Genomic DNA, 15222 nt, shown 5'->3' with positions numbered 1-15222 from the left:
TGTGTTGTCCTCCTCAGGACGTTTTCTCGGTTACGCCTTTGCCCGGCAGGGTGGCGTCGTGTGTGGGTGTGTGTGGATGGTCCGTGTCGGGATCCCGGTAATGCTACCGGTCACTCGCCTCGGGTCTTCTTGATGATCTCCTCGGCGACCGCCTTGGGGACCTCCGCGTAGGAGTCGAACTCCATGGAGTAGTTCGCCCGGCCCTGGGTCTTCGACCGCAGGTCGCCGACGTAGCCGAACATCTCCGACAGCGGGACGAGGCCGGTGACGACCTTGGCTCCGCTGACGTCCTCCATGGACTGGATCTGGCCACGGCGGGAGTTGATGTCGCCGATGACGTCGCCCATGTAGTCCTCGGGCGTACGCACCTCGACCTTCATCATCGGCTCCATGAGCACCGGGTCGGCCTTGCGGGCGGCCTCCTTGAAGGCCATCGACCCGGCGATCTTGAACGCCATCTCCGAGGAGTCGACGTCGTGGTAGGCACCGTCGATGAGGGTGGCCTTGACACCGACGACCGGGTAGCCGGCGAGCACGCCGTACTGCATGGCGTCCTGGATACCGGCGTCGACGCTCGGGATGTACTCACGCGGGATGCGACCACCGGTGACGGCGTTCTCGAACTCGTAGAGCTCGCCGTCCGTGTCCTCCGTGGCCTCGAGGGGCTCGAAGGTGATCTGGACCTTGGCGAACTGGCCGGAGCCACCGGTCTGCTTCTTGTGCGTGTAGTCGTACTTCTCGACCGCGCGACGGATCGTCTCGCGGTAGGCCACCTGCGGCTTGCCGATGTTGGCCTCGACCTTGAACTCGCGCTTCATGCGGTCGACGAAGACGTCGAGGTGCAGCTCGCCCATGCCGGCGATGATCGTCTGGCCGGTCTCCTCGTCGAGGCTCACCTGGAAGGTGGGGTCCTCGGCGACGAGCTTCTGGATCGCGGTGCCCAGCTTCTCCTGGTCACCCTTCGTCTTGGGCTCGATGGCGACCTGGATGACCGGCGCCGGGAAGGACATCGACTCGAGGATGACCTGGTCGTTGACGTCGCTCAGGGTGTCACCCGTCGTGGTCTCCTTGAGACCGATGACGGCGTAGATGTGACCCGCCATCGCCTCGTCGACCGGGTTCTCCTTGTTGGCGTGCATCTGGAAGAGCTTGCCCAGACGCTCCTTCTTGCCCTTGGTCGAGTTGATGACCTGGGTGCCCGGCGTGATCCGACCCGAGTAGACCCGGATGAAGGTCAGCGTGCCGAAGAAGGGGTGCGCCGCGATCTTGAAGGCCAGCGCGGAGAAGGGCTCCTCGGTGCTGGGCTTGCGCAGGACGACCTCGTCCTCGTTGCCCGGGGCGTGGCCCTCCATGGCCGCGACGTCGAGCGGGTTGGGGAGGTAGTCGACGACCGCGTCGAGGACCGGCTGGACACCACGGTTCTTGAAGGCGGAGCCGCAGAAGACCGGGTAGAGCTCGGAGTTGACCGTCAGCTTGCGCACGGCGGCCTTGATCTCGTCGGTCGTCAGCTCCTCGCCACCGAGGTACTTCTCCATCAGGTCGTCGTCGGACTCGGCGACGCGCTCGACGAGGTGGTTGCGGTACTCCTCGGCCTTGGCCTGGAGGTCCGCGGGGATCTCCTGGACCTCGTAGGAGGCGCCCATGGTGACGTCACCCTTGGCGTCGCCGGGCCAGACGAGCGCCTTCATGCTGATCAGGTCGACGACACCGACGAAGTCGTTCTCGGCGCCGATCGGCAGCTGCATGACGAGCGGCTCCGCACCGAGGCGGTCCTTGATGGTGTCGACGGTGAAGTAGAAGTCGGCGCCCAGCTTGTCCATCTTGTTGACGAAGGCGATGCGGGGGACGTCGTACTTGTCCGCCTGGCGCCAGACCGTCTCGGACTGGGGCTCGACACCCTCCTTGCCGTCGAAGACGGCGACGGCGCCGTCGAGGACGCGCAGGGAGCGCTCGACCTCGACCGTGAAGTCCACGTGGCCGGGGGTGTCGATGATGTTGATCTGGGTGCCCTCCCAGAAGGAGGTGACCGCGGCGGAGGTGATCGTGATGCCGCGCTCCTTCTCCTGCTCCATCCAGTCGGTGGTGGAGGCACCGTCGTGCGTCTCGCCAAGCTTGTGGTTGACGCCGGTGTAGAAGAGGATGCGCTCAGTCGTCGTCGTCTTGCCGGCGTCGATGTGCGCCATGATGCCGATGTTGCGGACCTTGGTGAGGTCCGTCAGGACGTCCTGTGCCACTCGTTATCTCATCTCGCTCGTTGCGGTCGTGTCTGCCCGGGAGGGCGGGTGGTGGTCGGGGCCGACGGTCGCCGGCCCCGACCTGCTGTCACCAGCGGTAGTGCGCGAAGGCCTTGTTGGACTCGGCCATCTTGTGCGTGTCCTCGCGACGCTTGACCGCGGCACCCAGGCCGTTGCTCGCGTCGAGGATCTCGTTCATGAGGCGCTCGGTCATCGTCTTCTCGCGACGCTGACGGGCGTAGCCGACGAGCCAGCGCAGCGACAGGGTCGTGGCGCGGCCGGGCTTGACCTCGATCGGGACCTGGTAGGTCGCACCACCGACGCGGCGGGACTTGACCTCCAGAGAGGGCTTGACGTTGTCGAGCGCGCGCTTGAGCGTCTGGACCGGGTCGGTGCCGGTCTTCTCGCGGCAGCCCTCGAGGGCGTCGTAGACGATGGACTCAGCGATGGACTTCTTGCCGTCGAGCAGGATCTTGTTGACCAGCTGGGTGACCAGCGGGGACTGGTAGACCGGGTCGACGACGAGGGGGCGCTTCGGAGCAGGACCCTTGCGAGGCATTACTTCTTCTCCTTCTTCGCGCCGTAGCGGCTGCGGGCCTGCTGGCGACCCTTGACACCCTGGGTGTCGAGCGAACCGCGGACGATCTTGTAGCGGACACCGGGGAGGTCCTTCACACGACCACCACGCACGAGCACGATGGAGTGCTCCTGCAGGTTGTGGCCGACACCCGGGATGTACGCGGTGACCTCGATGCCGGACGTCAGGCGCACACGGGCGACCTTGCGCAGGGCAGAGTTCGGCTTCTTGGGGGTGGTCGTGTACACGCGAGTGCACACGCCACGGCGCTGCGGCGACCCCTTGAGGGCCGGGGTGGCGGCCTTGGACGGCTTGTCCTGCCGCCCCTTGCGCACCAGCTGGTTGATGGTAGGCAACCTGTTCTCCGTACGTCGGTGATGTTGTCTGCACCGTCCGGCGTGAGCCGGCCGATGCTCCTTGGATGCCACCGGCGACCCACGCACTCGGGTGTGTCGTCGGTGGTGCTCTCCCCTGCACTTCCGGTCACGGCCTGTCGGTCCGCCACCGGACGCCCGGCGAGAGAGGCGAGTCGGGTCGTCTCCGACCCTCCTCAGCACGCGTCACGGCACAGCCGTGCCACGTGCGGAGATCAACGATACCGGCGGCCCCCGTGGGGTCACAAATCCATACCGTCCGGAGGGCGCTCCGCGCGTTCAGCCCAGGGCGTCGAAGGCGGGGGCGTACCGGAAGTCCCCGGCCATCTCGGGCCGCCAGGCGCGCAAGGTCAGGGCCTGGAAGTACCTGTCCCCCCAGGGGCCCGGTGACCCGATCCCCAGGCCGGAGGCGGTGACGAAGCCGAAGAACCCGTAGTAGTCGGGGTCGCCGAGCAGGACGAGCGCCGGCTCAGCCTGCTGCTCGGCACTGGCGACGACGGCCATCATGAGGGCGGCACCGATCCCCTGCCGCTGCAGGTCCGGGCGCACACCGATCGGGCCGAGCCCGACGCTGGGCGCGCCCGCGAGGCTGCCGCGGCTGCAGACGACGTGGCCGACGACCTGCCCGTCGAGCTCGGCGACGAAGGTCAGCTCGTCGATGACCGAGCCCTCGGCCCGCAGCGCGCGCAGCAGCTCGCGCTCGACCGACTCGCTGCGCCCTGACGGCACCCCGAAGGCCGCGTCGTGCAGGGCCTCCGTGGCCGCCGTGTCGTCCGGCGTCTCGCGCCGGATCACCATGTCGTCGCGCATTCAGTACCTGTCCGTGATCCAGTGGCTGTTGCCGGAGAGGAAGGCGCCGACGTAGACCGCCGCCACCACGAGCAGCACGACGGTGACGACCGTGGCATCGCTGCGCGAGCGCCGGGTGAAGATCGCGACGGCCGCGCCGGCGAGCACCAGCGCCAGGAGCTTGCTCAGCCCGCCCGGCTTGAGCAGGAGCACCAGGGCACCGACGACGAGCAGGGCCCCGAGGGCCCACCGGGCCGCGGTGGCCCGCACCGACATCGGTTGCTCCCGGTCACTCATGGCGCCATCCTCCCCCATCCGGGCACGGCGAAGGGGGCCGACCACCTCGACGGTGGTCGGCCCCCTTCGCGTGGTGCCGGGCAATCAGCCCTTGGCGGCCGCCTTGAGGGCGCTGCCGGCGGTGAGCTTGGCGGCGTAGCCACCGGGGATGGTCATCTCCTCGCCCGTCTGCGGGTTACGGCCCTTGCGCTCGGCGCGCTCGACGCGCTCGAGGCTGAAGAAGCCGGGGACGGTGACCTTCTCGCCCTTGGCGACGGAGTCGGACAGGACCGCCTGGAGGGCGGTGATGACCTCGGACGCCGCGGAAGCGGACACGCCAGCCTTCTCGGCGACGGCGCTGGCGAGCTCGGACTTGTTCATAGTGGGATCTCCATCCTTGAAGTTCGTAGGTCGAACAAGGCCAATCAACCACGAAACCGGGGCCTTCGTCGACTTCGCCCACGGCGTGTTTCCCTTGATTTTCCGGCGATCTGTCGCCCGTCGGCCCCTCTGGCCACACCTCTCACGTGCGTCTCGGGGACGACGAAGGGGGTCGCCTCCCTCGCGGGAAGCGACCCCCTTCGGGTCACGAGAGGACGGCTCAGACGTCCAGGTCCAGGTCGTCGAGGCGGATGGCCTCGCCGGAGCCGGGACCGAAGACCGGGTAGGCGTACTCGTCGTAGTTGGGCAGCGAGTACATCGCGGCCTTGGCCTCCTCGGTGGGCTCGACCTCCACGTTGCGGTAGCGGGGCAGGCCCGTACCGGCGGGGATCAGCTTGCCGAGGATGACGTTCTCCTTCAGACCCAGCAGCGGGTCCGAGCGGCCCTCCATCGCGGCCTCGGTGAGGACACGGGTCGTCTCCTGGAAGGAGGCGGCGGAGAGCCAGGAGTCCGTGGCCAGCGAGGCCTTGGTGATACCCATGAGCTCCGGACGACCCGAGGCCGGGCGACCGCCCTCGGCGACGACGCGACGGTTCTCCGCCTCGAAGCGGGCGCGCTCGGCGAGCATGCCCGGCAGGAGGTTGGCGTCGCCCGACTCGAGGATCGTGATCCGGCGCAGCATCTGCCGGACGATGACCTCGATGTGCTTGTCGTGGATCGACACACCCTGCTGGCGGTAGACCTTCTGGACCTCGTCGACGAGGTGCTTCTGGGCGTGGCGCGGGCCGAGGATGCGCAGGACCTGCTTCGGGTCGATGGCGCCCTGGACCAGCTGGGTGCCGACGGCCACCCGCTCGCCGTCCTCGATGAGCAGGCGCGAACGCTTGCTCACCGGGTAGGCGTGCTCCTCGCCGTCGCGGTCCGCGACGAGCAGGATGCGGCGGCCCTTGTCGGTCTCCTCGATCGTCACGCGGCCGTCGGCCTCGGCGATCGGGGCGACACCCTTGGGGGTGCGCGCCTCGAAGAGCTCGACGACACGCGGCAGACCCTGCGTGATGTCGTCACCGGCCACACCACCGGTGTGGAAGGTACGCATCGTCAGCTGGGTGCCGGGCTCACCGATCGACTGGGCCGCGATGATGCCGACGGCCTCGCCGATGTCGACGAGCTGGCCGGTCGCCAGGCTGCGGCCGTAGCACTTGGCGCAGGTGCCGACCTTGGACTCACAGGTGAGGACCGAGCGGATCTTCACCTCGTCGACGCCGGCCTTGTAGAGCTTGTCGATGCCGACGTCACCGAGGTCGGACCCGGCCTCGGCGAGGACGGCGCCCTCGTGCTCGACGTCGGCGGCGACGCAGCGCGCGTAGACGGTGAACTCGACGTCGTCGTGCTTGCGGCGGGTGCCGGTCAGCTCGTCGAACTGGGCGATCGGCATGGTCAGACCACGCTCGGTGCCGCAGTCGTCCTCGCGGATGATGACGTCCTGCGAGACGTCGACGAGACGACGCGTCAGGTAGCCGGAGTCGGCGGTACGAAGGGCGGTGTCGGCCAGACCCTTGCGCGCACCGTGCGTCGAGATGAAGAACTCGACTACGGAGAGACCCTCACGGAAGTTCGTGCGGATCGGGCGCGGGATGATCTCGCCCTTCGGGTTGGCCATGAGGCCTCGCATACCGGCGATCTGGCGCAGCTGGAACCAGTTACCACGGGCACCCGAGTTGACCATGCGGAAGATCGGGTTGTCCTTGGGGAAGTTGGCCTGCATCTCCGCGGAGACCTCGTTGGTCGCCTGGGTCCAGATCTCGATCTGCTCCTGACGACGCTCGTCGTCGGTGATCAGACCGCGCTCGTACTGCTTCTGGACCTTGGTGGCCTTCTCCTCGTAGGTCGCGAGGATCTCCGGCTTGCGCGGCGGCGTGACGACGTCGGAGACGGCGACCGTCGTGCCCGAGCGGGAGGCCCAGTGGTAACCGGCCTCCTTGAGGGCGTCGAGCGATGCCGCGACCTCGACCTTGGTGTAGCGCTCGGCGAGGTCGTTGACGATCGTCGACAGACGCTTGCGGTCGACCGGCTCGTTGACGAAGGGGTAGTCCTCCGGCAGCGTCTCGTTGAAGAGCGCGCGGCCGAGGGTGGTCTCCGCCGTCCACGTCGCGAGCATGCCGCGCTCGTCGAGCTCGGCACCCTCGGGCACCGCGTCGCCGGTCGGCAGCACGACGTCGTTGAGCCGCACCTTGATCGGCGTGCCGATCTTGATCTCGCCGGCGTCGAAGGCCATGCGGGCCTCCGCCGTCGTCGCGAAGGCGCGACGGTGCTCGGTCTCGAGGGCCACCTCGGAGGTGAGGTGGAAGAGACCGATGACCATGTCCTGCGTCGGCATGGTGACGGGGCGACCGTCGGCCGGCTTGAGGATGTTGTTGCTCGAGAGCATGAGGATCCGGGCCTCGGCCTGGGCCTCCGCGCTCAGCGGCAGGTGGACGGCCATCTGGTCACCGTCGAAGTCGGCGTTGAAGGCCGTGCAGACGAGCGGGTGGATCTGGATGGCCTTGCCCTCGACGAGCTGCGGCTCGAAGGCCTGGATGCCCAGACGGTGCAGCGTGGGCGCACGGTTGAGCAGCACCGGGTGCTCGGTGATGACCTCTTCGAGGACATCCCACACGACGGAGCGCTGACGCTCGACCATGCGCTTGGCCGACTTGATGTTCTGGGCGTGGTCGAGGTCGACGAGCCGCTTCATGACGAAGGGCTTGAAGAGCTCGAGCGCCATCGCCTTGGGCAGACCGCACTGGTGCAGCTTCAGCTGCGGGCCGACGACGATGACCGAACGGCCCGAGTAGTCGACGCGCTTGCCGAGGAGGTTCTGACGGAAGCGACCCTGCTTGCCCTTGAGCATGTCGGACAGCGACTTCAGCGGGCGGTTGCCCGGGCCGGTGACCGCACGACCGCGACGACCGTTGTCGAAGAGGTTGTCGACGGCCTCCTGCAGCATCCGCTTCTCGTTGTTGACGATGATCTCGGGAGCACCGAGGTCGAGCAGTCGCTTGAGGCGGTTGTTGCGGTTGATGACCCGGCGGTAGAGGTCGTTGAGGTCGGAGGTCGCGAAGCGGCCACCGTCGAGCTGGACCATCGGGCGCAGGTCCGGGGGGATGACCGGGACCGCGTCGAGGACCATGCCGGCGGGCTTGTTGTCCGTGGTGAGGAAGGCCGTGACGACCTTGAGGCGCTTGAGGGCGCGGGTCTTCTTCTGACCCTTGCCCGTCGCGATGATCTCGCGCAGCTTCTCGACCTCGGCCTCGAGGTCGAAGGTCTCGAGGCGCTTCTGGATCGCCGCGGCACCCATGCCGCCCTCGAAGTACAGACCGAAGCGGTCACGCATCTCGCGGTAGAGGACCTCGTCGCCCTCGAGGTCCTGGACCTTGAGGTTCTTGAAGCGGTCCCAGACCTGGGAGAGGCGCTCGACCTGCTGGTCGGCGCGCTTGCGGATCTGGTTCATCTCGCGCTCGGCGGAGTCGCGGACCTTGCGCTTGGCGTCGGACTTGGCGCCCTCGGCCTCGAGCTCGGCGATGTCCTTCTCGAGCTTCTGCGTGCGGGTCTCGACGTCGGCGTCGCGACGGTTCTCGAGCTCACGCTTCTCGGCCTCGATCTGCGCCTCGAGCGAGGGCAGGTCGCTGTGACGCTGGTCCTCGTCGACGCTCGTGATCATGTAGGCGGCGAAGTAGATGACCTTCTCGAGGTCCTTCGGCGCCAGGTCGAGCAGGTAGCCCAGACGGCTCGGGACACCCTTGAAGTACCAGATGTGGGTGACGGGGGCGGCGAGCTCGATGTGGCCCATCCGCTCACGACGCACGCCGGCGCGGGTGACCTCGACGCCGCAGCGCTCGCAGATGATCCCCTTGAAGCGGACGCGCTTGTACTTGCCGCAGGAGCACTCCCAGTCCCGGGTGGGGCCGAAGATCCGCTCGCAGAACAGGCCCTCCTTCTCGGGCTTGAGGGTGCGGTAGTTGATGGTCTCGGGCTTCTTGACCTCGCCGTGGCTCCACGTACGGATGTCCTCCGCGGTGGCCAGGCCGATGCGCAACTCGTCGAAGAAGTTGACGTCCAGCACTGTGTGCTTCCTTCTCTCGTTCTCTCGAGGATGACTCTCGATAAGTTCAGTTGCCCTGGGGCGACCGGGGTCGCCCTGCGGGCTTGTGGGGGGCCGGAGCCGGGGGCCGCCGACCGGTCAGGTCGGCGGACCCCCGGGACTCAGACCTCCTCGACGCTGCTCGGCTCGCGCCGGGACAGGTCGATACCAAGCTCCTCCGCGGCGCGGAAGACATCGTCCTCGTTGTCGCGCATCTCGATGGTGCCGCCCTCGGAGTTGAGGACCTCCACGTTGAGGCAGAGGGACTGCATCTCCTTGATGAGCACCTTGAAGGACTCCGGAATCCCCGGCTCGGGGATGTTGTCGCCCTTGACGATGGCCTCGTAGACCTTGACGCGACCGGTCACGTCGTCGGACTTGATCGTCAGCAGCTCCTGGAGCGCGTAGGAGGCGCCGTAGGCCTCGAGGGCCCACACCTCCATCTCGCCGAAGCGCTGGCCACCGAACTGGGCCTTACCACCCAGCGGCTGCTGCGTGATCATCGAGTACGGCCCCGTGCTGCGGGCGTGGATCTTGTCGTCCACGAGGTGGTGCAGCTTGAGGATGTACATGTAGCCGACGGACACCGGGTCGGGGTAGGGCTCGCCGGTGCGGCCGTCGAAGAGGTTGGCCTTGCCGGAGCGGTCGATGAGCCGGACGCCGTCGCGGGTCGGGGTCGTCGAGTCGAGCAGACCGGTGATCTCCTCCTCGCGCGCACCGTCGAAGACGGGGCTCGCGACGCGCGTGTTGGCCGGGGCCTGGCGCGCGTCCTCGGGGATCATCTCGGCCCACTCGGGCTCGCCCTCGATCTGCCAGCCGCGGCTGGCAGCCCAGCCGAGGTGCAGCTCGAGGATCTGACCGATGTTCATTCGACCGGGGACACCGAGCGGGTTGAGCACGACGTCGACCGGCGTGCCGTCCTCGAGGAAGGGCATGTCCTCGACGGGCAGGATCTTGGAGATGACGCCCTTGTTGCCGTGACGGCCGGCGAGCTTGTCACCGTCGGTGATCTTGCGCTTGTTGGCCACGTAGACGCGGACCAGCTGGTTGACGCCCGGGGGCAGCTCGTCGCCCTCGTCCTTGTCGAAGACCTTGACGCCGATGACCGTGCCGGTCTCGCCGTGCGGGACCTTCATGGACGTGTCGCGGACCTCGCGCGCCTTCTCGCCGAAGATGGCGCGCAGCAGGCGCTCCTCCGGGGTCAGCTCGGTCTCACCCTTGGGCGTGACCTTGCCGACGAGCAGGTCGCCGTCGCGGACCTCGGCACCGATGCGGATGATGCCGCGCTCGTCGAGGTCGGCGAGGACCTCCTCCGAGACGTTGGGGATGTCGCGGGTGATCTCCTCGGGGCCCAGCTTGGTGTCGCGGGCGTCGACCTCGTGCTCCTCGATGTGGATCGAGGAGAGGACGTCGTCCTGCACCAGGCGCTGGCTGAGGATGATCGCGTCCTCGTAGTTGTAGCCCTCCCACGGCATGAAGGCCACGAGCAGGTTGCGCCCGAGGGCCATCTCGCCGCCGTCGGTCGCGGGACCGTCGGCGATCAGCTGGCCGGCCTCGACACGGTCGCCCTCGGAGACCATGACGCGCTGGTTGTAGCTGTTGCCCTGGTTGGACCGGGAGAACTTCATCATCTTGTACGAGCGCGAGCCGCCCTCGTCGTGGGTGACCGTGACCAGGTCCGCGGAGACCTCGGTGACGACACCGGCCTTCTCCGCACGCACGACGTCACCGGAGTCGAGCGCCGCGCGGTACTCCATGCCGGTCCCGACGAAGGGGGCCTCGGCCTGGACGAGCGGCACGGCCTGACGCTGCATGTTGGCGCCCATGAGCGCGCGGTTGGCGTCGTCGTGCTCGAGGAAGGGGATCATCGCGGTCGCGGCCGAGACCATCTGGCGCGGCGAGACGTCCATGTAGTCAACGTCCTCGGCCGGGATCTGGTCGACCTCGCCACCCTTGGTGCGGGCGAGGACGCGCTCCTCGGCGAAGGTGCCGTCGTCGAGGAGGACGGCGTTGGCCTGGGCCACGATGACCTTGTCCTCCTCGTCCGCGGAGACGTAGACGATCTCGTCGGTGACGCGACCGTCGACGACCTTGCGGTACGGGGTCTCGATGAAGCCGAAGGCGTTGATCCGCCCGTAGCTCGCGAGCGAGCCGATCAGACCGATGTTGGGACCCTCAGGGGTCTCGATCGGGCACATGCGGCCGTAGTGCGACGGGTGGACGTCACGGACCTCCATCTGGGCACGGTCACGGGAGATACCGCCCGGGCCCAGCGCGTTGAGACGACGCTTGTGCGTCAGACCCGACAGCGGGTTGTTCTGGTCCATGAACTGCGACAGCTGGCTGGTGCCGAAGAACTCCTTGATGGAGGCGACGACCGGCCGGATGTTGATCAGCGTCTGCGGCGTGATGGCCTCGACGTCCTGCGTCGTCATCCGCTCGCGCACGACGCGCTCCATCCGGGACAGGCCCGTGCGGACCTGGTTCTGGATGAGCTCGCCGACGCTGCGCAGGCGACGGTTGCCGAAGTGGTCGATGTCGTCGGTCTCGACGGGCACCTCGAAGGGCTCGCCGTCGCGCGTCCCCGGCAGGGTCGGCTGGTCGGCGTGCAGCGCCACGAGGTACTTCAGCGTCGCGACGATGTCGTCGAGCGTGAGCACCGAGGCGTCGAGCTCGGCCTCGACACCCAGCTTGCGGTTGACCTTGTAGCGGCCGACCTTGGCCAGGTCGTAGCGCTTGGGGTTGAAGTAGAGGTTGTCGAGCAGGTTCTGCGCGGCCTCGCGGGTCGGCGGCTCGCCGGGGCGCAGCTTGCGGTAGATGTCGAGCAGGGCGGCGTCCTGGTCCTCGACGGTGTCCTTCTCGAGGGTGGCGCGCATCGACTCGTAGTCGCCGAACTCCTCGAGGATCTCGGCGGAGGTCATGCCCAGGGCCTTGAGCAGGACGGTGACCGACTGCTTGCGCTTGCGGTCGACGCGCACGCCGACCATGTCGCGCTTGTCGACCTCGAACTCGAGCCAGGCACCCCGGCTGGGGATGACCTTGGCCGAGTAGATGTCCTTGTCGGACGTCTTGTCGGGCGTGCGCTCGAAGTAGACGCCCGGGCTGCGGACGAGCTGCGAGACGACGACGCGCTCGGTGCCGTTGATGATGAAGGTGCCGCGCTCGGTCATGAGCGGGAAGTCACCCATGAAGACCGTCTGGCTCTTGATCTCGCCGGTCTCGGCGTTCATGAACTCGGCGGTGACGAAGAGGGGCGCGGAGTAGGTCTGGTCGCGCTCCTTGCAGTCGTCGACGGAGTACTTCGGCTCCTCGAAGCGGCTCTCCCGGAAGGAGAGGCTCATCGAGCCGGAGAAGTCCTCGATCGGGGAGATCTCCTCGAAGATCTCCTCCAGCCCCGGGTGCTCCGGGACATCGCGTCGACCAGCGTCGAGAGCCTCAGCGAGACGCTCCTGCCACTTCTCGTTGCCGAGGAGCCAGTCGAAGCTCTCGGTCTGGAGGGCCAGGAGGTCTGGGACCTCGAGCGGCTCGCGGATCTTCGCGAAGGACAGACGGCCACTGGCCGTCCGTGCGGTGGACATCGGGGAAGCGGTGCGCGAGGCAGCCAAGGATGGATCCTTCCACGGGCCTGAGAGTCGGGCGGTGCCACCCGGTCCGGACCATCACCTGGCGGGGGGCTCGACACACCTCGGAGAAGAGGGGATTGGAGCGATCCGACCGGGCGACGACAGGAACAAGGCAGCGCAAAGCGACAGCGTAATGCACAAACACACAAGTGTCCAACCCGGTCGAGCCGACGGCTCGACGGTGGTCCACGGCCCGCCTCCCGCAGGAGCGGTGGGGCCGGATCAATCGACGCCATGAGGATGGACGACACGGCAGCCGACGTCAAGGCTGTCTCCCGGCGGGTCGCGAAGGGGGGCCGGCGCACGAGGGGCGGGGACCCCCCTTCGCCCGGTCCCCCTAGGGTGGGGCCATGGACCTGCGCAAGATCCGCCGCCGACGCCGGCGGCTCGAGGTGCAGCGCACCGTGCGCCGCGCCGCCGGAGCCGCGCTCGCCACCCAGCTCCTCACTGCCGCAGGGCTTCTCGTCTTCGACAGCCAGCGGCGCAAGGACCGCCCGGACAAGGAGTTCCCCCACCGTCACGGCGGACCGGTGCCCGTCCCCGGCGGCGACGTGCGCATCTACACCTTCGGCGAGAACCTCTTCGAGGACATGCTCGCGGACATCGAGGCGGCCACCGAACGGATCTACCTCGAGACCTACATCTGGAAGGGCGACGCGACCGGTGAGCGCTTCCGCAAGGCCCTCACCGACGCGCACGCGCGCGGCGTGCAGATCTACGTCGTCTACGACACCTTCGCCAACCTCGTGGTCCCCCGCGACTTCTTCCGGCAGCTGCCCGAGGGCATCCACGTCAACCGCCACCCGCTCGTCACCGGCGGGGTGGCCTTCCTCAGCCCGCGGCACTGGGGGCGCAACCACCGCAAGCTGCTCGTCGTCGACGACACCGCCGCCTACCTCGGCGGCTACAACATCGGCCAGGACTACGCCAACCGCTGGCGCGACACCCACGCCCGCTACTCCGGGGAGATGGTCGTCGAGCTCGAGAACGCCTTCGTCGACTACTGGAACCTCTACGGCGGGCGCCCGGAGCTGCCCCAGCCGCGCCGGCGCACGTGGAGCCGGGACATGCGCGTGCACCGCAACATGCCCGCCGACATGGTCTACCCGATCCGCAACATGTACCTCGAGGCGATCGACCGGGCCAGCACGCGCGTCTGGCTGACGACGGCCTATCTCATCCCCGACGACGCCTTCGTCCGCAGCCTCGTCAACGCCGCGGGGCGCGGGGTCGACGTGCGCGTCATCGTCCCCCACTTCAGCAACCACATCGTCGCCGACTGGCTCAGCCGCGCCCTCTACGAGCGGCTGCTGCGCGGCGGCGTGCGGCTGCTGCGCTTCGAAAATGCCATGGTGCACGCCAAGACCGCGACGATCGACGGCCTGTGGTCGACGATCGGCACCGCCAACATCGACCGGCTGAGTCTCGCCGGCAACTACGAGATGAACATGGAGATCCTCGACGCGGACGTCGCCGCCCGGATGGAGGAGATCTTCGCCCTCGACTCCGGCAACTGCACCGAGCTGACCCTCGACGAGTGGACCCGGCGCCCGCTGATCAGCCGGGTCACCGAGGGCATCCTCTCCCCCTGGCGCCCGCTGCTCTGACGAGTCCAGCGCACGACGAAGGGCGGGTCGCACCAGATGGTGCGACCCGCCCTTCGGCAGATCAGTGCTCGTCAGTGACGAGCCGAGATCACTTGAGCTCGACGGTGGCGCCGGCGCCCTCGAGGGCCTCCTTGGCCTTCTCCGCGGCGTCCTTGTCGACCTTCTCGAGGACGGGCTTGGGGGCGCCGTCGACGAGGTCCTTGGCCTCCTTGAGGCCGAGGCTCGTGAGCGCGCGGACCTCCTTGATGACCTGGATCTTCTTGTCGCCGGCCGCGGCGAGGATGACGTCGAACTCGTCCTGCTCGGCGGCGGCGGCGCCACCGGCGTCGCCACCGGCGGCCGGGGCGGCACCCGCGACGGCAACCGGGGCCGCGGCGGTGACCTCGAAGGTCTCCTCGAACTGCTTCACGAACTCGGAGAGCTCGATGAGGGTCATCTCCTTGAAGGCCTCAAGGAGCTCGTCGGTGCTGAGCTTCGCCATGATGGGCGTCCTTTCTCGAAAAAACGTGTGTGCCGAAAGTGGCGGGGTCGTGCAGTGGCCGGAGGCGGGTGCCTCAGGCCTCGTCGCCACCCTCGGGGGTGGTCTCGGTGGAGGCGTCGGCCTCGGCGGCCGGCTCCTCGGTCTCCGCAGCGGGGGCGTCGGTCGCGACCGGGCCCTGCTCCTCGACCTTCGCGCGCAGCGCGTCGACGACGCGAGCCGTCTGCGCGAGCGGCGCGTTGAAGAGGTACGCGGCCTGGGTGAGCTGGGCCTTCATGGCGCCAGCCAGCTTGCCCAGGAGAACCTCGCGGGACTCGAGCTTCGCGAGCTTGTCGATCTCCTCCGGCGTGAGCGGGTTCCCGTCGAGGATTCCGCCCTTGATCACCAGGAGGGGGTTGTCCTTGGCGAAGTCACGCAGACCCTTGGCAGCCTCGACGGGGTCGCCCTCGACGAAGGCGATCGCGTTGGGGCCGACGAGCTGGCCCTCGAAGGCGGACTCGATGCCCGCCTCCTTGGCAGCGCGCTCGGTCAGCGTGTTCTTCACCACGGAGTAGGTGGCGTTGCCACGGAGCTTGCTGCGCAGCTCGCCGAGCTGCGCCACGGTCAGACCGCGGTACTCCGTGATCACGGCCGCGCTGGAGCTGCGGAACTTCTCCGCGAGCTCGGCGATGGCGGCGTCCTTCTGGGGGTTCGCCATGCGGGCCTCCCTTCTCGTGTGGTGCCACCGGGGCCCGGAACGAGAAAAGGAGCCCCGGCACAGGCA

Annotated in this window: 11 protein-coding genes; 1 reads left to right on the top strand and 10 read right to left on the bottom strand. The window is 68.1% G+C overall.

Annotated elements, in window-relative coordinates:
• Positions 1-110 precede the first annotated feature (110 nt).
• From fusA to rpoB, 8 genes are all read right to left on the bottom strand, one after another.
• The gene (fusA, locus tag ACQBJO_RS03175; RefSeq protein ID WP_255185349.1) at positions 111-2234 is read right to left on the bottom strand and encodes an elongation factor G; all 2124 of its coding nucleotides are present in this window, start codon (positions 2232-2234) and stop codon (positions 111-113) included.
• 88 nt (positions 2235-2322) lie between these two features.
• Positions 2323-2793 (bottom strand): 30S ribosomal protein S7, encoded by a 471-nt coding sequence (gene rpsG, locus ACQBJO_RS03170; protein ID WP_072623757.1) that lies wholly within the window; start codon positions 2791-2793, stop codon positions 2323-2325.
• A complete protein-coding gene (gene rpsL, locus ACQBJO_RS03165; protein WP_007930014.1) occupies positions 2793-3167 on the bottom strand; it encodes a 30S ribosomal protein S12 in 375 nt (124 codons plus the stop codon). The genes rpsG and rpsL overlap by 1 nt, the downstream gene beginning before the upstream one ends.
• Before the next feature lie 297 nt (positions 3168-3464).
• Positions 3465-3995 carry a GNAT family N-acetyltransferase gene (locus ACQBJO_RS03160; protein ID WP_421007184.1) on the bottom strand — a complete coding sequence of 177 codons (531 nt, stop codon included), beginning with the start codon at positions 3993-3995 and terminating at the stop codon, positions 3465-3467.
• Positions 3996-4271: a hypothetical protein gene (locus ACQBJO_RS03155; RefSeq protein WP_255185347.1), complete on the bottom strand. Its 276-nt coding sequence runs from the start codon at positions 4269-4271 to the stop codon at positions 3996-3998. It abuts the gene before it with no gap.
• Between the two features lie 84 nt (positions 4272-4355).
• A complete protein-coding gene (locus tag ACQBJO_RS03150) occupies positions 4356-4631 on the bottom strand; it encodes an HU family DNA-binding protein (protein ID WP_072623754.1) in 276 nt (91 codons plus the stop codon).
• A gap of 220 nt (positions 4632-4851) precedes the next feature.
• Positions 4852-8733, bottom strand: coding sequence for a DNA-directed RNA polymerase subunit beta' (locus ACQBJO_RS03145; protein WP_421007185.1), 3882 nt, complete (start codon positions 8731-8733; stop codon positions 4852-4854).
• A 140-nt stretch (positions 8734-8873) separates the two neighbouring features.
• Positions 8874-12356, bottom strand: a complete 3483-nt coding sequence (rpoB, locus tag ACQBJO_RS03140; protein WP_421007186.1) for a DNA-directed RNA polymerase subunit beta — start codon at positions 12354-12356, stop codon at positions 8874-8876.
• Between the two features lie 368 nt (positions 12357-12724).
• On the opposite strand from rpoB, the gene ACQBJO_RS03135 reads away from it, so the two are divergent.
• Positions 12725-13981, top strand: a complete 1257-nt coding sequence (locus ACQBJO_RS03135) for a phospholipase D-like domain-containing protein (RefSeq protein ID WP_255185345.1) — start codon at positions 12725-12727, stop codon at positions 13979-13981.
• Between the two features lie 88 nt (positions 13982-14069).
• On the opposite strand, the gene rplL is transcribed toward ACQBJO_RS03135, so the two are convergent.
• The gene (gene rplL / locus ACQBJO_RS03130) at positions 14070-14462 is read right to left on the bottom strand and encodes a 50S ribosomal protein L7/L12 (protein ID WP_421007187.1); all 393 of its coding nucleotides are present in this window, start codon (positions 14460-14462) and stop codon (positions 14070-14072) included.
• A 73-nt stretch (positions 14463-14535) separates the two neighbouring features.
• A complete protein-coding gene (rplJ, locus tag ACQBJO_RS03125; protein ID WP_255185344.1) occupies positions 14536-15156 on the bottom strand; it encodes a 50S ribosomal protein L10 in 621 nt (206 codons plus the stop codon).
• Positions 15157-15222: the final 66 nt, after the last annotated feature.

This window comes from Janibacter zhangyanbonis (assembly GCF_050507325.1).
In the GTDB taxonomy this organism is placed as follows: domain Bacteria; phylum Actinomycetota; class Actinomycetes; order Actinomycetales; family Dermatophilaceae; genus Janibacter.
This window is presented reverse-complemented; position numbering and strand designations above follow the sequence as displayed.